Annotated in this window: 21 protein-coding genes; 9 read left to right on the forward strand and 12 right to left on the reverse strand. The window is 69.6% G+C overall.

Going from position 1 to position 21,169, the window contains the following annotated elements; genetic code table 11:
* Window positions 1-636: 636 nt before the first annotated feature.
* Window positions 637-3,123, forward strand: coding sequence for a SpoIIE family protein phosphatase (locus tag AQJ54_RS34055; RefSeq protein ID WP_062243989.1), 2,487 nt, complete (start codon window positions 637-639; stop codon window positions 3,121-3,123).
* A 165-nt stretch (window positions 3,124-3,288) separates the two neighbouring features.
* On the opposite strand, the gene AQJ54_RS34060 is transcribed toward AQJ54_RS34055, so the two are convergent.
* A complete protein-coding gene (locus tag AQJ54_RS34060) occupies window positions 3,289-3,813 on the reverse strand; it encodes a lysozyme family protein (RefSeq protein WP_062243990.1) in 525 nt (174 codons plus the stop codon).
* A 95-nt stretch (window positions 3,814-3,908) separates the two neighbouring features.
* Window positions 3,909-4,823: a LysR family transcriptional regulator gene (locus tag AQJ54_RS34065; RefSeq protein WP_248845489.1), complete on the reverse strand. Its 915-nt coding sequence runs from the start codon at window positions 4,821-4,823 to the stop codon at window positions 3,909-3,911.
* A 202-nt stretch (window positions 4,824-5,025) separates the two neighbouring features.
* Here AQJ54_RS34065 and AQJ54_RS34070 point away from each other — a divergent pair, with 202 nt between their 5' ends.
* The 3 genes from AQJ54_RS34070 to AQJ54_RS34080 all read left to right on the forward strand — a co-directional run bounded on the left by AQJ54_RS34070 (window position 5,026) and on the right by AQJ54_RS34080 (window position 8,209).
* Window positions 5,026-6,246 carry an FAD-dependent oxidoreductase gene (locus AQJ54_RS34070; RefSeq protein WP_062243997.1) on the forward strand — a complete coding sequence of 407 codons (1,221 nt, stop codon included), beginning with the start codon at window positions 5,026-5,028 and terminating at the stop codon, window positions 6,244-6,246.
* A gap of 40 nt (window positions 6,247-6,286) precedes the next feature.
* Window positions 6,287-7,180 (forward strand): alpha/beta hydrolase, encoded by an 894-nt coding sequence (locus tag AQJ54_RS34075; RefSeq protein ID WP_062244000.1) that lies wholly within the window; start codon window positions 6,287-6,289, stop codon window positions 7,178-7,180.
* A gap of 90 nt (window positions 7,181-7,270) precedes the next feature.
* Entirely contained in the window at window positions 7,271-8,209 is a 939-nt protein-coding gene (locus tag AQJ54_RS34080) for an NAD(P)H-dependent oxidoreductase (RefSeq protein WP_062244003.1), read from the forward strand.
* Between the two features lie 237 nt (window positions 8,210-8,446).
* Here the strand turns inward: AQJ54_RS34080 and AQJ54_RS34085 are convergent, their stop codons facing one another.
* Window positions 8,447-9,085, reverse strand: coding sequence for a TetR/AcrR family transcriptional regulator (locus AQJ54_RS34085; RefSeq protein WP_062244005.1), 639 nt, complete (start codon window positions 9,083-9,085; stop codon window positions 8,447-8,449).
* An 83-nt stretch (window positions 9,086-9,168) separates the two neighbouring features.
* On the opposite strand from AQJ54_RS34085, the gene AQJ54_RS34090 reads away from it, so the two are divergent.
* Window positions 9,169-9,861 (forward strand): NAD(P)-dependent oxidoreductase, encoded by a 693-nt coding sequence (locus AQJ54_RS34090; protein ID WP_062244007.1) that lies wholly within the window; start codon window positions 9,169-9,171, stop codon window positions 9,859-9,861.
* A 36-nt stretch (window positions 9,862-9,897) separates the two neighbouring features.
* Here the strand turns inward: AQJ54_RS34090 and AQJ54_RS34095 are convergent, their stop codons facing one another.
* Both AQJ54_RS34095 and AQJ54_RS34100 read right to left on the reverse strand, forming a co-directional pair.
* Entirely contained in the window at window positions 9,898-10,326 is a 429-nt protein-coding gene (locus AQJ54_RS34095) for a hypothetical protein (protein ID WP_062244009.1), read from the reverse strand.
* A 160-nt stretch (window positions 10,327-10,486) separates the two neighbouring features.
* Window positions 10,487-10,924: an Lrp/AsnC family transcriptional regulator gene (locus AQJ54_RS34100; protein ID WP_020140604.1), complete on the reverse strand. Its 438-nt coding sequence runs from the start codon at window positions 10,922-10,924 to the stop codon at window positions 10,487-10,489.
* A 158-nt stretch (window positions 10,925-11,082) separates the two neighbouring features.
* On the opposite strand from AQJ54_RS34100, the gene AQJ54_RS34105 reads away from it, so the two are divergent.
* Complete coding sequence (locus tag AQJ54_RS34105) at window positions 11,083-12,357, forward strand: ArgE/DapE family deacylase (RefSeq protein WP_062244012.1); 1,275 nt, start codon at window positions 11,083-11,085, stop codon at window positions 12,355-12,357.
* A gap of 75 nt (window positions 12,358-12,432) precedes the next feature.
* Here the strand turns inward: AQJ54_RS34105 and AQJ54_RS34110 are convergent, their stop codons facing one another.
* Window positions 12,433-13,305 carry a serine hydrolase domain-containing protein gene (locus tag AQJ54_RS34110; RefSeq protein ID WP_346265472.1) on the reverse strand — a complete coding sequence of 291 codons (873 nt, stop codon included), beginning with the start codon at window positions 13,303-13,305 and terminating at the stop codon, window positions 12,433-12,435.
* Between the two features lie 253 nt (window positions 13,306-13,558).
* Here AQJ54_RS34110 and AQJ54_RS34115 point away from each other — a divergent pair, with 253 nt between their 5' ends.
* Window positions 13,559-13,834, forward strand: a complete 276-nt coding sequence (locus AQJ54_RS34115) for a hypothetical protein (RefSeq protein WP_062033228.1) — start codon at window positions 13,559-13,561, stop codon at window positions 13,832-13,834.
* A gap of 182 nt (window positions 13,835-14,016) precedes the next feature.
* Here the strand turns inward: AQJ54_RS34115 and AQJ54_RS34120 are convergent, their stop codons facing one another.
* A complete protein-coding gene (locus AQJ54_RS34120; RefSeq protein ID WP_248845490.1) occupies window positions 14,017-14,868 on the reverse strand; it encodes an alpha/beta fold hydrolase in 852 nt (283 codons plus the stop codon).
* A gap of 455 nt (window positions 14,869-15,323) precedes the next feature.
* On the opposite strand from AQJ54_RS34120, the gene AQJ54_RS34125 reads away from it, so the two are divergent.
* A complete protein-coding gene (locus AQJ54_RS34125; RefSeq protein ID WP_062244014.1) occupies window positions 15,324-16,262 on the forward strand; it encodes a catalase family protein in 939 nt (312 codons plus the stop codon).
* 154 nt (window positions 16,263-16,416) lie between these two features.
* On the forward strand, window positions 16,417-17,301 hold the full coding sequence (locus AQJ54_RS34130) for a LysR family transcriptional regulator (RefSeq protein WP_062244016.1): 885 nt from the start codon (window positions 16,417-16,419) through the stop codon (window positions 17,299-17,301).
* Between the two features lie 275 nt (window positions 17,302-17,576).
* On the opposite strand, the gene AQJ54_RS34135 is transcribed toward AQJ54_RS34130, so the two are convergent.
* The 5 genes from AQJ54_RS34135 to ykgO form a co-directional block, all read right to left on the reverse strand.
* The gene (locus AQJ54_RS34135) at window positions 17,577-17,954 is read right to left on the reverse strand and encodes a hypothetical protein (protein WP_062244018.1); all 378 of its coding nucleotides are present in this window, start codon (window positions 17,952-17,954) and stop codon (window positions 17,577-17,579) included.
* Window positions 17,954-18,193: a hypothetical protein gene (locus AQJ54_RS34140; protein WP_030322559.1), complete on the reverse strand. Its 240-nt coding sequence runs from the start codon at window positions 18,191-18,193 to the stop codon at window positions 17,954-17,956. Before AQJ54_RS34140 ends, AQJ54_RS34135 begins: the two co-directional genes overlap by 1 nt.
* 168 nt (window positions 18,194-18,361) lie before the next feature.
* The gene (locus AQJ54_RS34145; RefSeq protein ID WP_062244020.1) at window positions 18,362-19,642 is read right to left on the reverse strand and encodes a carboxylesterase family protein; all 1,281 of its coding nucleotides are present in this window, start codon (window positions 19,640-19,642) and stop codon (window positions 18,362-18,364) included.
* A gap of 210 nt (window positions 19,643-19,852) precedes the next feature.
* On the reverse strand, window positions 19,853-20,596 hold the full coding sequence (locus AQJ54_RS34150; RefSeq protein WP_062244024.1) for an SDR family oxidoreductase: 744 nt from the start codon (window positions 20,594-20,596) through the stop codon (window positions 19,853-19,855).
* Between the two features lie 342 nt (window positions 20,597-20,938).
* Window positions 20,939-21,061, reverse strand: a complete 123-nt coding sequence (ykgO, locus tag AQJ54_RS34155) for a type B 50S ribosomal protein L36 (protein WP_062244027.1) — start codon at window positions 21,059-21,061, stop codon at window positions 20,939-20,941.
* Window positions 21,062-21,169: the final 108 nt, after the last annotated feature.

Genomic DNA, 21,169 nt, shown 5'->3' on the forward strand with positions numbered 1-21,169 from the left:
TTCTGGCATCCGCCACTGACCATCAACGTCTCCGGACCTGGACTGGAGCCTCACACAACCGGGGGGCAATTTTCGGAGACTGCCAGAGGGTCATGTTTCGCGAAGCGTTGACACCCCCGCCTCATCCGCGCGGCGCTGAGCACGCTGGGAATGGTGTCGCAGCCTGCTTCTGATCCACTGCTCCAGACTTGATCCATAGGGTATGGCTCCCTATGAAACGGCCCAACGCGATGGACCGCGCCGCGCACACCATCGTCGAAAGACGCACGACTGACTATCTGACCGCCGCAATGGCCATGCTCGGCCCGGCCCAGAACCGCTCTGCGGACCGAGCCGCCTGGGATCGTCTCCAAGCTCTTGCCCGCTGCCGAAATCCAGTGCTCTCCAGCCCTACGACGCCCCTGGTGAGACCACGTCTCCATGTCACGCGGCCCTTTCCCTCGGTCGCCGAGCAGGCCTGCGCCGCCGGGCGCCACCCGGCCCCACGCCTCTGACGTCGCGATCCTGAGGACCAGCGACCCCAGCGGCCTCGAACGCCCCGGTCGGGACGCCCCGCGGCGGCAGCCGCTCTAGGCTGGAGGAGGCCGGTGGAGGCCAGTCCCGGCGGACACCGCTGTCCGGACGGAGGTGTGACGCGTGACGATCGCCGACGCTCAGGACGACGCCCCGACCGCCGTCGTCGTGGTCGACCCGGACGGACGGGTCAGCGGCTGGAGCGAGGGAGGAAGCCGGCTGCTCGGCTGGACGGCGGAGGACACCGTGGGGCGGCCGGTGGCCGACCTGCTGGCCGGGCCCGTACCGCCCGGATTCCCTGAGAGCCACGGCGCGGACCTCTCCGGGCCCGTGGCCCTGCGTCACCGGGACGGGCACACGGTGGACTCCGTGATCACGGCACAGCCGTTGCGCGGCCCCCAGGGGCTCGTGCAGGGCCAGGTGGTCACCGTGCAGCGGTGGGATCGCCGGCCGGTGATCGCGGACCGGGCCTTCGAGCAGTGTCCTTTCGCCCTGGGCGTCTATGACCCGGAGCTGCGGTTCCTGTGGATCAACGCCTCCTCCGGGCGGGTGATCGCACACTCCGAGGAACAGGTGGTCGGCAAGAAGTACCGCGAGGTGCTGCCCGAGTTCGACCGCTCACTGTTCCCCGAGCGGGACGACCAGCCCTACATCGACAAGGTCGCCGAGGTGGCGAGGACGGGCGTACCCGCGCGCCTGATCACCGTCTTCCGCCCGCTCGGCAGCAGCTACGCCAACGCCTGGGCCACCAGCATCTGGCCCGTCCGGGATGCCGAGGGCAACGTGCGCGCGGTCGCCAACTGGGGATTCGACATGAGCGCCGAGTACTGGGCCCGGCAGCGTCTGCTCATCCTCAATGAGGCCACCACCGGAATCGGGCGCACCCTCGACGTCGTCGGCACCGCGCAGGAGCTGGCCACGACCTCCGTACCGGGCTTCACCGACCTGGTCACCGTGGATCTCTTCGACGAGGTGCTGCGTGGGGAGGAACCGCCCTCACCCCCGACCACGAGCCGCTACGAACCCCTCACGCTCAGCCGTGCGGCCCGGTACACCGCCAAGGCGGACGACTCTCTGCCGGGCGGCCCCGGGGGGACAGTGCCCGTCACGCACGCTGTGCATTCCGTGGCCGCCACCTGCATGGCCACCGGAAGGTCCACCGTGGAGCTCGCCGTCGATCCCGGCGTCGGCGGTGAATGGGCCTTCGGCCCCGGCCTGGCCTCGGACCCGGCCCACTGGCCACCCGGTAATCCAGTGGTCGACAAGGGCATCACGGCGGAAGGACTGACCGGCCGCATCACGGTGCCGCTCCGGGCCCGCGGCGCGCTGCTGGGCGTCGTCACCTTCTCCCGGCTCGACCGGCCCGAGTCCTTCACCGCGGACGACCTGATCCTCGCCGAGCAACTCGCCGCCAAGGCGGCCGTAGCCATCGACAACGCCCGCCGGTACGTCCATCAGAGCACCACCGCGCTGACCCTCCAACGCAGTCTGCTTCCGCAGCGGTTGCCCCACCAGGAAGCGGTCGAGGTGGCCTCGCACTACCTGCCCGCGGGGATCGACGCGGAGGTGGGCGGCGACTGGTTCGACGTCATCCCCCTGTCCGGCGCACGGGTCGCGCTGATCATCGGTGATGTCGTCGGGCACGGCCTGCACGCCTCGGCCACCATGGGCCGGCTGCGCACGGCGGTGCGTACGCTCGCCGACGTCGACCTGCCGCCGGACGAGCTACTGACCCATCTCGACGACCTGGTCCTCCATTTCGCCAGCGACCTCCAGCCCACCGGTCACTTCCAGACGACCGCCGAAACCGGGGCGACGTGTCTGTACACCGTCTACGACCCGGTTTCGCGCCGTCTGACGCTGGCGAGCGCCGGTCACCCGCTCCCGCTGGTCATCGCTCCGGACGGCACCAGGATCCCGGTGTCCGCACAGCCGGGGCCGCCGCTGGGGATCGGTGGCCTGCCGTTCGAGGCGACCGAGCTCGAGGTGCCGGAGGGCAGCCTGCTGGCCCTCTACACCGACGGGCTGGTGGAGAACCGCGAGCGCGACGTCGACCAGGGGGTCGCCGAGTTGCTGGGTCTCCTGGACCACAGGGCTCCCTCACTGGAGGCTCTGAGCGACACGGTGATGGAGGCCATGCTGGCCGAAGACCGCACGGACGACGCCGCGGTCCTGCTCGCGCGCACCCGTGCGCTGGATCCCCAGCACGTCGCCGACCGGGACGTCGAACCGGACGTGGCGGAGGTGTCGCGCGCCCGGCAGTTCGCCGTCGACCAGGTGGAGGCCTGGGGGCTGGAGGAGACGGCGTTCGTCACCGAGCTGGTCGTCAGTGAACTGGTCACCAACGCCATCAGGTACGGCGAGCCGCCGATCAGGCTCCGGCTGATCCGTGACACCGCCCTGATCTGCGAGGTCTCGGACTCCAGCAACACCTCACCGCACTTGCGCCGTGCGCGGGCCTTCGACGAGGGCGGCCGGGGTCTGCTGCTGGTCGCCCAGCTGACCCAGGGGTGGGGCACCCGGCACACTCCTCACGGCAAGACCATCTGGTGCGCCCAGTCCCTCGCACCCACCTCCGGTGACGCACCGTCACCCTCACCGTTCGAATGATGAGCGTGGTGGCCGGGACCGGTCACCTGAATGATGTGTCCGCGGCGGACTTCAGCCATGCCGTCGGTCGGCCTGCGCGCCGCGGTCGACGAGAGGGTGATCCGGGCCGGCGCATCCGTGGTGAGCCGCCGGGGAGGTGGCAGCACTGGCCGCCTCAACTCCCCCTCAGCCTGCCAGGGCTTCGGCGGCGCGCCGCCGGCCGGCGCGGAAACGGCGCAGGTAGGACCACGCCATGGGACCCGGAGGTACGCCGCGGGCGAAGGCGCGCATGTTGCGTTCGCCCGCGTTGTACCCCAGGGCGAGGAGTTCGTCGCGGGTGTACCGGCGCACATGGCGTGCCGGAAGCCTGCCGTCGAGGTCCTTCAGGTGCAGCGCCGCAGCACGGATGGCGAAGGCGGGGTCGTCCCGCAGATCCTGCCAGCGCCCGGACAGGTCGTGTGTCCGCCGTACCTGTTCGAAGGCCGCGCGATGCATGTTGGCCACCCCGAAGGACGCCTCCGGCTTCCACCACTGCCACAGCCGCTCCAGGAGCGGATGGTGGGGCTTGTACGCCTCGTTGTACAGGACGCCCATCACCAGCCGAGGAGAGACACCGGCCTCCTCGGCACTGCGCGCCACCGCGTCGGCGTAGTCGGCGGGGTCGTAGCCACCGGGCCGCAGCGGTGGCACCCGGACGCTGTCACTGTCCATGCGTCTGCACGTGCCCTCAAGATCCCGCCGCAATCCCGCCCGGCGTCGATGCGCACGGCCCGGGAAGATCGCACCCGTTCGGGGCGTCGGAGTGGTCACGGCTCAGACGTGGGGCCGCTCTCTACTTTCTGGCCGGCCTGAGCGGCCATGCGGCGCAGCCACATGTGGGCCGGTTCCCGCTCATGCAGGGGATGCCACCACATCGACTCCACCAAGTGGCCGATCTCGAAGGCGGGTTGCACGACGGTGATCGCCGGTCCGGCAAAGGACGCGGTCGTGACCCGCTCGGGCATCAGGCCGATCCGGTCGGTCCCCGCGACCAGGTGGGGAATGGCCAGGAAGTTCTCCGTGACGATCTCCGCACGCGGTTCGATGCCCTCGGCGTGCAGGCGGTTCAGGGGTGAGAAGACCGGTGACGGGTGACGGTAGGGCAACACCCAAGGGCGTTCCGCCAGTTCCTCCCGCCCCAGGACGGCAGGGGCGCGGTCGGCGGACACCACGCACACCCAGCGGTCCTTGTAGAGGTCGAAGGTGGGGATGTTCGAGAGGATGCCCTGGGGCAGGACGAGGGCGTCCACTGACCGCAGGTTGTCCAGCGCCTGCTGCACGACCCGTTCGGTGCTGTGCTGGAACCGCAGCCGCACGTTCGGCGCGGCGGCGCGGACCAGGTCCGCCAAGGCCCGTCCGAACGTGGGCAGTTGGCAGTCGGCCATGATCACGGTGAACTCGTGCCGGGCCTGCGTGGGATCGAAGTCGGGGCGCGTCTGGAGGACCCGGTCCGCCCAGCTCAGGGCCTGCTCGGTGTGTTCCACGAGTCGTTCCGCCAAGGGGGTCAGCTCGTAGCTGTTGCCCACCCTGACGAGGAGTTCGTCGCCGTAGTGCCGGCGCAGCCGGGCCAGGGCCGCGCTCAGCGAGGGCTGGCTCAGACCGAGCCGTTGTGCGGCCCGCGTCACACTGCGCTCCTGAAGGAGCGCGTCCAACGGCAGCAGCAGGTTGAGGTCCAGAGTCACGGCGCCCACCTCGAGTGATCATCAGCTCTGTCTATGTCGAGCATAGGTGATTTCGGCTTCCCTGATCCCGGGGTGCACGCGAGAGTGGTGACACAGCTCGGCGGCACCTCGTGTCGGACGAACCGCCGGCTCCCCTGACATTCATGTTCTCGGGCCTGCACCGATCGATGCGGGTGTCCCGAAACCCATCAAGGAGGCGACAATGCCGTCGTTCCATGTCCTGATCGCCGGCGGAGGCATCGGAGGGCTCTGTCTGGCGCAGGGGCTTCGCCGCGCGGGCATCAGCTGCACCGTCTACGAGAGCGCACCGGGCATCGGGCGGGCCGGCTACCGCCTGCACATGAACGGCGCGGGTGGCCACGCTCTCCAGCAGTGTCTGCCGGACAACCTCTTCGAGTTGTACATGCAGACCTCTCGCGAGACGCCACGCCGTGAGGTCATGGTGCTGCTCGACCACCAGGCCCGGGAACTCGGCGCCCGCCCCCACATCGGCCCGCCCAACGACCCGAGCCGGCCCCACACAGCGGTCAACCGGCGCACGCTGCGCCAGATCTTGAGCCTGGGCCTGGAGGACATCGTCCGCTACGGCAGCACCGTCACCGGCTACGAGACGGACGGCGACAAGGTGCGGGTGCTGCTCGACGACGGCACGAGCGCGACCGGAGACGTACTGGTGGGCGCCGACGGCATCAACTCCGTCGTGCGCGGTCGGCTGCTGCCCGAGGTTCCGGTCGTGGACACCGGAATGCGCAGCCTGTACTCCACCGCATCGCTGACCGACGAGCTGGCCGCGAGCCTGCCCGAGGCACTGTTCGACGGATTCGCCGTCGCCACGGGACCCAACGGCGCGCTGTTCGCGTACGGCGCGTACCGGCCGCGCAGGCCGGTCGCCGAGGCGGTGGCCGAACTTGCGCCCGGCGCCGCCGTCGATCCCGTCGATCCCTACATCATGGTCAACCTCGGCCTTCCGCCCGGCAGTCCTGTCGCTGCCGGGGCTCCCGACCTGTGGAACAGCTCGGCCGAAACCCTGCACGCCCTGATGCGCACCGCGGTACGGGGCTGGGATCCCGCCCTGGCCGAACTCGTCGAGCACGTCGACCCGGCGACGATCTTCCCGGTGTCCACGCGTCACCTCCAGCCGGCAGACCCCTGGCCGGCCGGCCGTGTCACCCTGCTCGGCGACGCGATCCACGCCATGCCTCCCTCGTTCGGCTCCGGCGCCAACACGGCACTGCGCGACGCCGCGGCTCTCGCCCGGGGCCTGGAGCGCGCCGCCCACGGCGACATACCCGTGGCGGAGGCCGTGGCCGAGTACGAGAACGAGATGCGCGCCGAGGTCTTCCCCATCCTGCGCGCCTCGGCCGACCCGCGGGCCGCCGACGTCGACTTCCTGCCCGACGACCTCCCCGTCAGCCGCACCTGATCGCCGCCCGCCCGCCACGAGCCACACCACGAGGAGAACCATGCCCGTCACCGAGGACATCGAGTTCCGCGTCTCCGAACTGACCCTGCGGGGCAAACTGTTCCGCCCGGCCGAAGGCCCCGAACGCCCGCCCGTCGCCATCCTCCAGGGCGGCCTGGGCGGTCCGGCGGAATCCATGTTCGCCATGGCCCAGGGCTTCACCGACGCCGGCCTGGCCTGTCTGATCTACGACCACCGCAACACCGGCTACAGCGACGGCGAACCCCGTCAGCAGTTCGACCCCTGGCAGCAGTGCCGGGACCTGCGCGACGTCATCACCCATCTGACCCTGCGCGAGGACATCGACCCCGACCGCATCTCGCTGTGGGGCATCAGCATCGGCGGCGCCAACTCCCTTTTCACGGCCGCCACCGACCGCCGGGTCAAAGCCGTCGTCAGCATCATCCCGCCGGTGAGCGGCTGGAGCGCGCGCACTCTCCAACCTGCCGACACCCTCGCGGAGTTGGAAGCCCTCATCCCCGCCGACCGTCAGGCCCAACTGCGCGGTGAGCCGGCCGCGAGCATCCGCCTGCACGGCGTTCCGGAACCCGGGGACCCGGTCATGTTCAGCGACCAGGAGGGACTGGATTTCGTCGAGAACATGATCCACCACCTGCCCAGCTTCCGGAACGCGATCACCATCTCCACCCTCGACCGGATCTTCGAGATGGAAGTGCGCGCCTACGCCGAACGCATCACCGCCCCGGTCCTGATGATCCTCGCCTCCAAGGACACCGTCGCCCCCGTCGAGGAGGCCCGCGAGATGTACGAGCGGATCCCCGACCCGAAGGAGGTCATCGAGTACCCCGGCCAGCACTACGAGATCCTCTCGCACCACTTCCCCGAGATCGTCACCCGCAGCGCCGAGTGGCTGGCCGCCACCCTGCGCGGCTGACCGCCCCACCATCCGTTCCCCTCCGGTCCGCCGGAGCCCACGTGGCCCGGCGGACCGGCCCCCATCCCCCGAACACAATGAGGTGTCGTGATGCGTCTGCTCGGACTCGCCTGCGGGCAGCAGGAAGGCAGTGCCGAGGTACTGCTGAAGGCCGCCCTGACCGCGGCCGCGCGCGAGGGGACAGCCGTCGAGATGGTACGGCTGACCGACCTGTCCCTGGTGACCGCGGCCACCGCGGATGCCAGGGACGACGCGGCCTGGTTCTGCGACCAACTGCTCGACGCGGACGGTGTGATCGTCAGCTCCCCCACCTACACCCGCAGCGCACCAGGAGCGTTGAAGCTCCTCATCGACCGGGCCTTCGGTCCGCGCACGGACGTGGTCTTCGTCCGTGAGGCCCTCGCCCGCCGCGAACACGGCCGGGCCGAGCAGGAAGAGACACGCAGCCCTCTGGGCCTCGACACCGCCCCCGACCCGCGGGTCCTCAAGCCGCGCGTAGCCGGCTTCATCGCCGTGGGCGGCTGCCCCTCCCCCCACTGGCGCACGCTGACGCTGCCCACCCTGCACGCCCTGGCCTTCCCCCTGCACATGGCCGTCGCCGACCAGATGGAAGTCCCCACCCCTGGCGGCCTGGGCGGCATAGCCACCGACCCGGTGGCGGTGGCGCGCGCCGAGCGACTGGGCGGCGCGGTGGCCAGGCAACTCGGCCTGCCCCACGACGAGGTCCGGTTCCTGGGGGAGCCCGGCACCTGTCCGATGTGCCACCTCGACCTGATCGTGCTGCGCGGCGACCACGCCGAGTGCGGCACCTGCGGGGCCGAGGGCCGGTTCGTCGTCGTGGACGGCGCCGTCCGGGTCGACTTCTCCCCCACCGGCACCGCTTCCTCCGTGCACACCCTCACGGAGCTGGATGCGCACTACCGAGAACTGCTGGGCACCGCCGCACTGGAGCCGGACCCCCAGGAGATCGACAAGCATGCCGCCGCGTTCCGCGACAGCGTCCGCGTCCTGCGCCCACCGCGGCCGTAGACGACCGTTCTCGGCTCTCAAGAACCAACGACGCCGGGCCTGCCGTGCTCCACTGTGTCCAGGACCACGACGGCGACCGCAGGGATTTCTTCGGCCATCGTCTCGTCCCAACTCCTGAAGCAGCGCCCGTAGGTTCAGATCGGGGAGTGCTTCCGCGCCGTTCGGGCAGCGCCTCCGGGGCGAGGCGGTCATCCGCAGCGTTCACGGCAAGGCCCGCCTGTCACGCCGTAGAAGCTCTCAAGCGGGCGCCGACGAGCCTCGGCGTCCTGCCCCGGTGGTTGTAAGGGTGCGCGGCCTCGGGGCCAGCGCCGCGCGCAGCGCCGGGGTGAGGATCTCGCGGATCTCGGACGTCGTGAGGGCGGCGGGGGTGGGCAGGGGGTTGAGGTAGCGGGTGTAGATGAGGCCGCCGAGGATCGTCACCACGGCCGTGGCGCGGGCGGTCGCGTCCCGGCCACCGAGAAATTCAACAAGCCGGCCCAGCAGCTCGCTTTCCAGGTACTCACGGATCACCTCGGCGGCCTCATCGCCCTGAGCGGTCAGCGTCAGGAAGTCGGCGTCCTCCCACAAGCCGGTCACCGCCTCGATGAGGCGCTCGGGGAGCGTGGCCGGATCGCCGACCAGGACGTGGTCCACCGCCAGGGCGTTGGCGCACTGGAACTGCATGACGTCCGCGAACAGGCCCTTCTTCGAGCCGAAGTGATAGGCGATCAGCGCCGCGTCGACGCCGGCGACCGCGGCCACCGCACGCACCGTGGTGCCCCGGTATCCGCGCTCCAGGAACAGCGTTCGCGCCGCCGAGACGATCGCCTCGCGGGTCGGTGGGTTGCCGCGGGGACGGCCTCGGGTGCGGGCAGGAGCAGGGGCGGCGTTATTCATCAACGTTGAGCCTGCGGTGCGTGATCGGCACAGTCAAGGGCGTTCCGACAGCCATCAGCCATACGAAAGGACGGCCGTACACCATGCGTATCGCAGTCTTCGGCGCCAACGGACCGACCGGCCGCCACCTCACCGACCAGGCCCTCGCCGCCGGTCACGAGGTCGTCGCCGTGACGCGCCGCCCCGGGTCCCTGACGCCACGGCCCGGCCTCACCGTTGCCGTCGCCGACGCCACCGATCCGGCGGCCGTCGACGCCGCGATCGGTGGGACGGACGCCGTCCTGTCCGCCCTGGGCGCCCGCTTCAGCAAGGAGACCATCACCGTGTACTCGGCGAGCGCCACGGCCATCACCGGCGCGATGAGCCGCCACGGCATCAAGCGGCTGCTCGCCGTCAGTTCGAGCATCGCCGACCCGAACTGGCGCCCCACCGGCGCGCACTTCTTCAACCATGTCCTCGACCCGCTGGTGAACCGACGCCTCGGCCGCACCCTCCACGAGGACATGCGCCGCATGGAGGCAGTGATCCGTCGGACGGACCTCGACTGGACCCTCGTCCGGCCGTCGGGCCTCTTCGAGCATCCTCACGTCACGGACTACCACGCCCGCGAGACCAGCGCTGACGGCGTCTTCACCGCCCGCGCCGACCTCGCCGCGAGCATGCTGCGCGAGCTGGAGGAAGGCCAGTACGTCCGCACGGCGATGGGCGTCATCACCACCGCGGTGAAGCCGAACATCGTCAAGCTGATCTGGCAGGAGGGGGTGCGGAAGAAGTGAGCGGGGCCGACGGCTCGAGCCGGCTGATCCGGGTGACTACGTCAGAGGTGCGCAGTGCACGTTGTTCGCTCCGCCGCTCTGGTCGGAGATCCATCCCCAGTAGCTCACGCAGTGCCCGGGGTGGCCGATGTACACCGGACCGGCGTAGGTCCTGTACTGACCCTCGTCGAACTCGGGGTCCACGTCCTGGGCGTCCGTGACCGCCGCCAGCATGGAGACGGCGGTGCCGGTACGGGCGCGCACGGTGACCACGCAGTCCTTTCCGGTCGACGGGTTGTACGTCAGGTAGACCGTGCCCGCCGTACCGACCGGTGCCGAGTCGACCACCGTGTAGCCCGCCCCGCAGACACCGTTGTACTTCGCCAGTGGCGTGGCCGCCCCTGCCTGCGGCGCCACAGCCCCCATGGCGCCGACGACGGCTGCCGCGACCGCTCCGACCGCTGCGGCACGCTGAATGATGTTCATGTCGATCCCCCGTTTCGTCGACTGCTCCAACAGCTGTCGACCACGGAGGAACTGACCGCCCTCACCCATCCGGCGTTGTAGGCCCACAGGGACCGGTTACCGAACCCGGACACGGAGTGCACGGCTCCGTGGCAGTGCCCTCGAGAAACCGCGGTGCCCCTCACACGCGAGGTCTGTTCAACAGTCGAGAGAGCACGATGGCGCTCTCGGTTCGCTGAACGGGAGCGGTGGAGCGGACGCGTTGGATGGCACGTTCCAGGTGGGGGATGTCTCTGGCGAGCATGTGCACGACTGCGTCGGCGGCTCCGGAGACGGTGCACGCTTCGACGACCTCGGGGATGTCCTTGAGGGCCTGGCACAGTTCGGCGGGGGTGGGATTGCCGGTGCAGAAGACCTCGACGAAGGCCTCGGTGTTCCAGGCCAGTGCCTGGGGGTCGATGAGAGCGGTGAAACCCCGGATCGCGCCGGTGGCCACCAGACGGTCGAGGCGCCGTTTCGCGGCGGACGCGGACAGTCCGGCCGCGGTGCCGATCTCGGCGTACGTGGCTCGTGCGTTGTGCACCACGCAGCGGACGATCGCTTCGTCGATAGCGTCCATGAGGTCACTCCAGAGTCATGAGCGAGCAATAATCCGCCAGCAGCCCGCCGACATTGCAAGAAAGCCGCAGTGGCCAGCAGCAAATGACGATTGCTTGCGCCAGTGCGCCGAACATAGTCTCCGGCTTGTCCTGATGTCACGTGCCGGGAGCAGTGGTGATGACAGCAATTCTGAGCGACGTGGAAGCCTCGGCCCTGGCCGCGGTGGACGAGGCCGCCATCGCCCGGTTGCTGCTGGAACTTCTCGCTGTCCCGAGCGTGACGGGGAGCGCCGCGGAGTCCGAGCTTCAGCACGTCCTGGCCCGGCATCTGGAGCGGATGGACCTCGACGTGGACCTGTGGTCCATGAACCTGCCCGAGCTGCGTGCCCATCCCGACTTTCCCGGCAGCGAGGCCGTACGCACGGAGGCGTGGGGCCTGGTGGGCGGCACACGGCCGCAGGGCGACGGGCCGACCCTGGTCCTCCAGGGGCATGTCGACGTCGTCCCGCCCGGGGACCTCGCGCGATGGGAGGGCGACCCGTTCCGTCCACGGGTCACCGGGGACGTGGTGCACGCACGGGGAGCGTGCGACATGAAGGCGGGGATAGTCGCGATCCTCGCCGCCCTGGCCGCGATACGGCAGGCGGGCGCAAGGCTGCGGGGCCAGTTGTCGGCGCAGTTCGTGGTCAGCGAGGAGGACGGCGGACTCGGAGCGTTCGGCACCCTTCAGCGCGGCCACCGCGGTGACGCCTGCATCATCACCGAACCGACGGCAGGCGCGCTCATGACCGCGAACGCCGGCGCCCTGACCTTTCGCATCCAGGTACCCGGCCGGGCCACCCACGGCAGCACCCGATACGCGGGAGTGAACGCCATCGACGCGTACCTGCCCATCCACCGCGCACTCGCCCACCTGGAAACCCGCCGCAATGCCGGCGCCGACCCGCTCATGTCCGAGTACCCCGTCCCCTACCCGCTGTCCGTCGGCACCGTCCATTCCGGCGACTGGGCCAGCAGCGTCCCCGACCTGCTCGTGGCCGAGGGAAGACTGGGCGTCCGGCTGGAGGAGGACCCGGCCCAGGCACGCGCCGAACTGGAGGCATGCGTGGCAGAGGCCTGCGAGGCCGACCCCTGGCTCCGCACCCACCCCGCCACGGTGACGTGGCCCGGCGGACAGTTCGCCAGCGGACGACTGCCGGCCGGGCATCCCCTCGCGGCACAGGTCGCCGCCGCGCACGCCGACGTCACCGGCGGCCCCCGGCCCGCTGAGCGAGGCGCGCCGTACGGCAGTGACCTGCGGCTGTACTCCGGGGCGGGCATCCCCACCTTGCAGTACGGCCCCGGCGAGGTACACCTCGCCCACGGTCCCCAGGAACGCGTCCGCGTGAGCGAAGTCGTCACGGTCACCCGGGCGTTGGTGCTTGCCGCACTGCGCACGGTCGGCACGAAGTAGGAGCCGTCGGTCCCATCCCCTGTCGGTTGCTCACAGCCAGCTGGGGCCGCACCGGGACGCGGGCGATGGACGCCCTTACTCAGAGGCGGCGCCTGCCCGGAGTATGTCGATCCCCGCTCGGTCCGTGTCGTCCGGTGCCGCGTTCAGGCGGTGTGTGAGCACCCAGCGTCCGTCGTCCATCGCTCCGGCGAAGAGGGAGGCGTGACGGGTTGCCCCGTTGTGCCACAGCAAGGGTCCGGACGTCTGCCAGCTCGGTGCGGGATCTCCCAGCCGACGCTCCAGCAGCAGCCGTACCACAAGGTCGGCCGCCGCACGGGGAGTTGCCCACAGCCCTCCCGCCGGCAGGATCGCACCGTCCATCGTCCACGGCCGGCGGGGTCGGCCCAGAAGTCCGGGGGTCGGGAGCCGTCGGCCGGGGTCGGGGTTGACGGCCACCTCCGTGATGCCGAGCGGGCGCAGGACGTAAGCGGTCACAAGCTCTTCGTACGTCAGTCCCGAAGCGACCGTCAGGGCCGCGCCGAGCACGGCGTAGCCAAGGTTGGAGTACTCCTCCCCCGTGCCGGCGGGACGCGTGGCGAGCGTGTCGAGTCGGGACAGCAGCTGGTTCAACGCGTGGCGGTCGAACGAGGCGTACGGGTCACGGTGGGAGTGCCGACCCGGTGGCAGACGTGGCAGGCCCGAGGTGTGACGGGCGAGGTGCAGAAGTGTGATCCCTGTCCCTGGAGTGGCGGGAAGCCACCGTTCCACGGGGTCGTCGAGCGACAGCGCTCCGGAGGCGGCCATACGGGTCAGCGCGGTGCCCGTGACGACTTTGGTGAGCGAGCCGATCTCCACGAAGCGGTCGGCGGCGTGACCGTTGCTGAAAGTCGGCGGGCCTGTGTGGCTGAACACGCAGGTCGGTGTGCGTCGCACGGCGGCCCTCACACCTCCCGCGGCGACACTGCGCACACGTACGCGACGGTGCCGTAGGCGAGTTGTGACGGTGATGCCTTGAGTGATGGCTTGACGCAGGGATGGTTCACACGGTCTCCGTCCAGTGCCTCAACAGGGCGCGTCGTTCGGGTAGTCACCCATTTTCCAACGGCGCCCGGCCTCCGGCGGCGGGGTCGGACGATTCCGCGTTTCATGGTTCAAAACGAGACCGCGCCCTGAGAGCCTGCCTACGACGGCCTGAATCGACACCACTGAAACGGGAGCGGCGATGATCGCGCGCGTGGCTGTATGGGAACCGATGCCGACCGATGACCGCGACTGGGTGCTGGAGGCCGCGGCCGGCGTGCCGGGCGTCCGCGGCAGCTATCACCTCGTTGATCCCGCGACCGGCAACGGGCTGAGCATTGCCTTCTTCGAGGATGAAGCCGCCGCCCAAGCCGCCCGGAAAGCGATCGAGAGGCGCGCGGAAGAGATCGGCTGGAACGACGTTCCGCACCCGGCGCCCGCTTCCACGACCATGTACGAGGTCATGCGTCACGTGTAGCCGGTACAGCCTCGCCGGACCGTCGGTGGTCGAACAGCCCGCAACCCCGCACCGATCAGACGGGCTCCCGCATTCGCACGGGGTGATGTCCGTGCGGAGCGGCCCGACAGCCCGGAACGACGCCCGCGCTCCCCGTCGCGCCCTGCGCGCAGGTGAGCCGGGCGCCTCCGCCGCTGGGTCGATCAGTGCACGGAGTCCGCGGCCGCGACGATGGCACGGTCGACCGCTTCCGGGCTGATTGCAGGAACGTCGTGGCCCGAGCGGGTACGGATGAGGTGGGCACCCACTCGACGCGCACCGAACTCCTGGGCGGCCGTCGGCACGGCGTGGTCCTCGGTCGCGACGACCGCCCACTTCGGCGTCTTCGCCGGCGGATTCACCGTGGCCTTGTCGCTGAAGGCCGAGAACGCGATCGGCTCCTGGGTCACCGAGGCCACGTCGATGGCCGACTTCGGCAGACCGTTGCCGTAGACCGTCCCGTACTTGGCGGCCTTGATGTAGACGTCGGTGTCACCGCCGGGCAGGGGGACGGTGCGCAGGTTCTCCGGAGTGAGTCGCGACCCGGGGAACTGTCCGATCAGGGAGTTGGCGGAGTCTCCCACCCGTGGGATGAGTGCCGCCACGTAGACGAGGGCCTTGACGTTCGGTGTCTCGGCGGCGACCTGGCTGATGACCTCTCCCGCGTAGGAGTGGCCGACGAGGACGACGGGCCCCTTGAGGGTCTTGAGCTGTGCCTCGACGTAGGCGCTGTCGAAGGCGAGGCCGCGCAGCGGGGTGTCGATCGCGTAGACCGGGAAGCCGTGACGGCGGAGGTGGCCGACCTCGCTGTTCCAGCTGGAGGAGTCGGCGAACGCCCCGTGGACCAGGACCACCGTCGGCTTCGTGCGGTGCGCCGACGACGGGGTGAGGGTGTTCTTGTTCGTCACTGTCTGCGCGGCGACGGCGGTGTCGTTCATCATCGCCAACGAGGCCACGGCCACCCCGCTCGCGAGTCCGGCAGCTGCCAACGCTTTGATGCGAATGGTGAACTTCATGTCGAGTCCATTCCTTTCGGGTTGAGCAATCGCACCGGTACGGAAAGGCGACGTAATCCGTACGGAAATGGAACGCGTTGGTCGCGGTCCCCAGTGCTTTGCGAGATCGACTATGGAGGCCGCGCCGTGGAGCGCGCCAATGCCGATCCCGCTTCGCTCCATGCCGGTCCGGCATGTGTGTCGTCGAAGCTGACGGCTTCGTGTTCCGGGGGTTCCCGACAGCCGGACAGACACCGTGCGGCTTCGAGTCATGCCCCATCGGCATGAGGACGCAGGCGATCGGCATTGGCGTGACGAGTCCTGGGCCGCAATGCTCGACGGAAGTCGGGACCCGGTTCAGCGGAAACGAACGCGACTGGGCTGAATTCAGTTCCCTGCGCCGACCTCGGCGCCAAATTTCAACCGCCTTCTGTCCGTCTGACGGAGGGCCAGATCATCGAGAAGGATTTCCCTCCATGCCGAGCACTCAGTGGCGCGAAGTGTTGCTGCCAGACGAGAGGACACAGCACGCGGAACAGGTGCACGTATTCAGTGAGCTGCAACGCAAGCAGCTCAAGAAGCACGGCCCCGGACGAGCGCTGCACCGCAATCAGGTGGCCGCACTGAGGGCCGTCCTCGCGGTGGAGGACAGTCTTCCCGATCATGCACGGCAGGGGATCTTCGCCGCTCCCGCCGCCTATGAGGCCCAAGTCCGGCTGTCCAACGGGAACTTCTCCGTCGACCGGGCTCCCGACATTCGCGGGTTCGCGATCAAAGTGCTGGGGGCCTCGACTCCGTCGTCCGCCGATGTCGAGCAGAACTTCACCTTGGTCAGTCAGGAGACGCTGAGGGTCAGCGGCAGCGCGGACGTCGTCGCCATCGTCGACCTCTCCGTCAGTGCGCCCGGCACCGCGCTGCGCAAGGCCGTGACGCAGCCGGGGCTCACGCGCAGTGCCGTCGCGAACGTACGGGACATGGTGAAGCCGTTCAGTGGTTTCGCCACGCACGACTTCTTCAGCATCATGCCGCTGACCTTCGGCGACTACGCGGCCCGGTTGAAGCTGTGCGCGGCCTCGACGACGATCAACAAGGCAGCTCGCAGGGATCTGGCCGCCGACCTTTTCGCGCGGCTCGCGGACGGCGATCTGGAGTACCGGCTTCAGGCCCAGTTCTTCGAGGACGAGCGTCGCACGCCGATCGAGGACTCCTCGGTGCCCTGGGACGCACCCTGGCTAACCGTGGCCCGGCTGCACGTGCCGAGGCAGGCGCCGGACCCCGCACTGGCCGAGGCGGTCGAGAAGAGCAGCTTCAACCCCTGGATCGCCGCGAAGGAGCATCGGCCCCTCGGTGAACTGATGCGCGCTCGCCAGGCGGCCTATGCAGTGAGCTGGCGCAACCGGGACGCCGCGCCCTGAATGCGTCCACCCGGCTTTCTTCGACGACCGCGTCCGGTACGCGTTCTCGGCCGGTCGCGCGGCGGTCCCGGTCCGCATGAGCCGACGCACAACTCCTGCGGCCGGCGCGTCCGTTCGGGCATACGTCCGAACGGACGCGGCTACGATGAGCCACATGGACCTCGATATGCGCCGGGTGCGCTACTTCGTGGCCGTGGCGGAGGAGTGCAGCTTCGTTCGCGCAGCGAGCCGCCTGTACATGACCCAGCCCGCACTCAGCCGGCAGATCCGGGCGTTGGAGGAAGACCTCGGTGTCGTGCTCTTCCTGCGGGACCGACAGGGCACCGTGCTGACGCGGGCGGGACACCAACTGCTGGAGGACGCACGGCCGATGCTGGCGATGTCCCAGGCCGTGCAGCAGCGGGTGCGGATGGCGAACCGCGAGGTCAACCACTTCGCCGTCGGCTTCATGCCAGGCATCGTCGTCACCCCCATCGTGCGGGAGTTCGCGGCGATGGCACCACAGCTCGAGATCGAGGTCGTGCACACCTCGATCAGCGACCAGGTCGACTTCCTGATCGACGGCCGGGTCGACGTCTGCTACGTACGGCTGCCCCTGCCGGAGGGCATGCTCGAAGTGGTTCCGCTCTTTCCGGAGCCCCGGGTGGTGGCCCTGCCGCGCGCACACCCGTGCGCGGAGCTCAAGGCGGTGCACGTCGAGGACCTGCGGGACATGGTCCTGTTGCAGGACCCGCAGGACGTCCCGGAGTGGCGCGGGCGTCTGCCGCGCGCGACCCTCGCGCAGCGGACGGATGCCGGGCGGTTTCCGGTGACGATCGAGGAGTGTCTGGAGGGGGTCGCCTCCGGTGCCGGCTGCTACGTCATGCCGGCCGGGATAGCCGGCTTCTACCGCCGTGACGACATCGCCTACCTGACCCTCGAGGGTGTCGCGCCGCGCATGGTCGCCCTGGCGTACAGCAAGCACCGGAGCATGCCCGAGCTGAACCAGTTCGCCGAACTCTCCCGCCGCATGCTTGGCCCGGGACCGGAGTCGGAGTGACACCTGGCGCAGGCTGCCCCGGCAGTGGCCCCGTCGCGAGTGCACCAACGCCGGTTCCTTCTCCGATGCCTGTCCTGAGGTGGTGCCGGGACAGGCACGGTTTGCCCTGGAGAACGTGGGGCTGTCGGTAGGGCGTGGTCATTCGGAGCGGGAGCCAGCCTCCAGCCTGCCCTCGCCCCCCCCAGGCCGAGCAGGCTGCCGCTATCTGCGTCTCCCGCACCCGGTCGAGAACCGGCATCCCTGTGTCGAGAAGAAGGTCCCTGTCGACCGTGCCCTCAGAGCTTCCAGGAACGCAGCCGGTCGGCGACCTCAGGAACGCGCAGGCCGGTGTCTCGGATATTTCGCACGAGGTCGGACAGGGCACCGTAGGGCGGGTCGATTCCCTCACCGGACTGGTCCATGTACTGGGCGGCGATGAACGCCGCGTAGAGGCTGTTGCGGTGCGGAAGCGGCTCCAGGCGCACGATGGTGTGCATGAGTGCGGCTGCCCGCCAGGCAGCGTCCGGGTCCGCGGCCTGGAGTGTGGGCAGCTTGGTCTTGTGCCGGGCCACGGCGGCGACGAGAGCGGAGTAGTCGGTGACCGACATGTCGTCGGAGCCGAGCGCGGTCTCCTGGACATCGAGGAGCCAGGAGACGTCGACGTACAGGTGCATCAGGCCGCGGCGCTCCCGCCGGGGCGCTGGGACGGAGGCACCTCGTCGGGGAAGGCGTCGTCGAACTCGTCGCGCAGCCGGTCGGACCAGCTGCTCGCTCCCGCGATGAACTGCTTGCGCTGCATCTCCCGGACACCGAGGTCGTGCAGGTACTGCTTGAGGCTCTTGCCCTCGGCGGCGGCGGCCGCTCGCACGCCTTCGAGCTCCTCGTCGGTGAAGGACACGTTCAGGGATGGCATACCCGAAGGGTACCTACTAGGTACCGGATTTCACCAGCAGCCGTCTTGAAGACGCAGCCGTCACGATCCCGCGACCGCGCTCCCCGGAGGAAGCGCGGGAACGGGCACCGTGGATGACACTGAACGGCGCGAGAGGTCCTGTCCGCGACGACGAACCCCGCCGACCCGTCAGTGACGCTGCCTCGCCGCCATCCACTGCCAGACTTGGGTTCCGTTCATGCTGGGGTCGTTGCGGGCGACATAGATCCACGACCAGTGGCCGTCGAACTGGCGGCCGTTCCACACCACGTGGTCGTAGAGCGTCATCAGTGAACCGGGGATCATGTCGTGCGCGTGCACGGTGTTGGCCTGCGGGTCCACGGTCGTGTCGTCGCGTGAGGTGACGAGCCAGGTGGGGGTACTGATCCGGGCCAGGTCGCTGTCGGGGATCAGGGGCGCACCGCCGGGCGGGAACGAGCCCACGACGCCGCAGACCGGCACCGATGCGGCGAACAGAGTGGGGTAGACCGTGGTCATCTTCAGGCTCATGTAGCCGCCGTTGCTGCATCCGGCGACGTAGATCCGGTCGCGGTCGATGTGGGATCGGCGGGTGACGTCGCTGATGATCTCGTGGATGAGCGGGGCGAAGCGGGGGCCGTCCTCCATCCAGTACGAGGTGCTCTGCGGGGCGAGGACGTAGGCGCCGTCGAAGATGCGCTGCTCCTCGGGGGTGGCGAAGCCCAGGGCGCCACGGTTGGCGCGCAGGGTGGTCTGGTTGTCGTAGTAGTCGTTGGGCAGCGAGGCGCCCTCGCCTCCGCCGTGCAGCCACACGATCAGCGGGCGCTTCTTGTGCCGGGACGGGTGGGGGGCGGTGGGCGAGTACAGCCGGTACTTCATGCCCGAGCCGGAGACGTGCGAGCTGAAGGCGTCCACCTCGGGGTCCGACAGGCGCGGGTCCTGAACGAAGTCGTCGATGACGATCGTCCGGTGGTTGCGTAAGGGGATCGGGGTGTGCTGAGTGAGGGTGTAGACGAGGTCGAGCATCACGTTGCGGCCGGCGCGCGCCAGGTAGCCGAGCGTGCCGCCCCCGGTCTGGCCCTCGCCGTGACTCAGGTCGAGCACGAGGTCGCCGCGGTGGTCGAGCCGAACCGCGGTCACGGTTCGGTCGAGGTCGTACTCGCCGAAGATGATGTCGTCCGGGGCGACGGGAAACGGGCTGGTGGCTTTGGCGTGCACGCCGAAGATGCCGGTGGTCAGGCCGGACGGGTCGATCGGGCCGAGCTTGGACGTCCTGAGAGTGAGCGACGTGACCTGTTCTCCCCCGTCGAGGACCTGGGCGTTCAGGGTGAATCTCACGCTGGTGGTCGCACGGTCGTCTGCGTACGCGGCAACGCCGGGCAGGGACAGACCGGCAGCGCCGACGCCAGCTCCGGCGGCCAGGACGGTGCGACGGCTGATACGTGGTGCCATGCGGACTCCTTGTTGGGGGTTCGGAGGCTTCACCACGACCGGTTCGCGCCGAACTCGGCGGCGCGCCACCGAGAAGCACGAGCGGTCGACCCCGGTTTCCGAGGCACACCCGACCAGATCTCTGTCGGTGGCAATAGTCAAGAGTCAGACAGGGCTGACACCGCCACAACTGCCCCAGGACGACGGCCAATCGGTCAGGTCGCCGGGCGATCACCACTCGATGGGGCCGAGCCGATCCGTGAAGGTCCCGCTCGGGCCGTCGGGGTCCAGCAGCGCCAGGCGAACGATCGAATCGGTGCCCTCGGTCACGGTCAGTTGGCCCATGTTGTTGTTCATGTCGGTGGCCGCGAAGGTGCGGTTCACCACTTCCCCGGGGGTGGCGGCATTGAACTTGATGTCCGGGAACGCCTGCGCGTAGCGGACGGTGAGCATGTTCAGCGCCGCCTTGGAGGAGCTGTAGGCGAGCTCGTGCATCTTCGAGACCGGCTGCTCCGGATCGGTCACCACGGAGAACGCCCCGACCGCGCTGGACACCATCACCACCCGCGGGTGGTCGGCGGCCTGCAACAGCGGCAGGAAGGCATGGGTGACGCGGATCGGACCGTAGACGTTGGTGTCGTAGACGGCGTGGACCTCGGCGACGGTCGCCTGGGCGGGATGGATCGCGTGGCCGCCCGCGCCGGCGTTGTTGATCAGGACGTCCAGCCGGTCGGTGTGCGTGCGGACCAGTTCCTCCGCGGTGGCCACGGACTCGTCCGAGGTGACGTCGAGCGGGACCAGGACGACGTCGATGCCGTCGGCGGCCAGCTTCTCGACGGCCTCGCGGCCCCGGCCCTCGTCCCGGGAGCCGAGGAACACCTTCCATCCCAATTTTCCGAGACGGCGGGCGGCCTCGCGGCCCAGGCCCTTGTTCGCGCCGGTGATCAGGACTGTGGACTGCTTCGTGTCGGTCATGCCCCCAAGACACCGCTCCCCTCGTTCCCGTGACACGGTGTGAGCGGCATCACATCACGGGAGTTCATGCGCACGTTCTCCTGCGCGACGACCAGCGGCGTACCGAGCTGCCGGTGTGCGGCGGGCCGGGTCCATCCCGTCGAGTTCCCGGGCGTAAGTGGGGACGCGACCACAGAATCGCCGGCCACGAATGCCGGCCCACGGCCACAGGCCGGCCCGTCACGGTCGAGACGCATGATCTGCCCGGCCAGGTCGACGCTTCAGCCACGGCCATGCCGTGAAACACGAGGCCCGGCTCCGCGTGTGCGGTGCCGGGCCGGGTGAGGGTGCTGCGCGGGGGCGTCAGCCCTGGCGTGCCTTGAAGCGCGGGTCCTTCTTGTTGATCACCAAGGTCACGCCACGCCTGCGCACCACCTGGGCGCCGGGCTTGGTCTTCAGCGAGCGCAGGGACTTGCGTACCTTCATAGCGGCCTCCTTGCCGGGCCTTGCAGGGTTCGGACGGCTCGGGCCGTCAGGGACGGGCGGGAGCGGTACGGCCGTAGCGCCGCTCGAAGCGCTCCACTCGGCCCGCCG

The sequence above is a fragment of the Streptomyces griseorubiginosus genome (assembly GCF_001514195.1).
Taxonomy (GTDB): Bacteria; Actinomycetota; Actinomycetes; order Streptomycetales; family Streptomycetaceae; genus Streptomyces; species Streptomyces griseorubiginosus.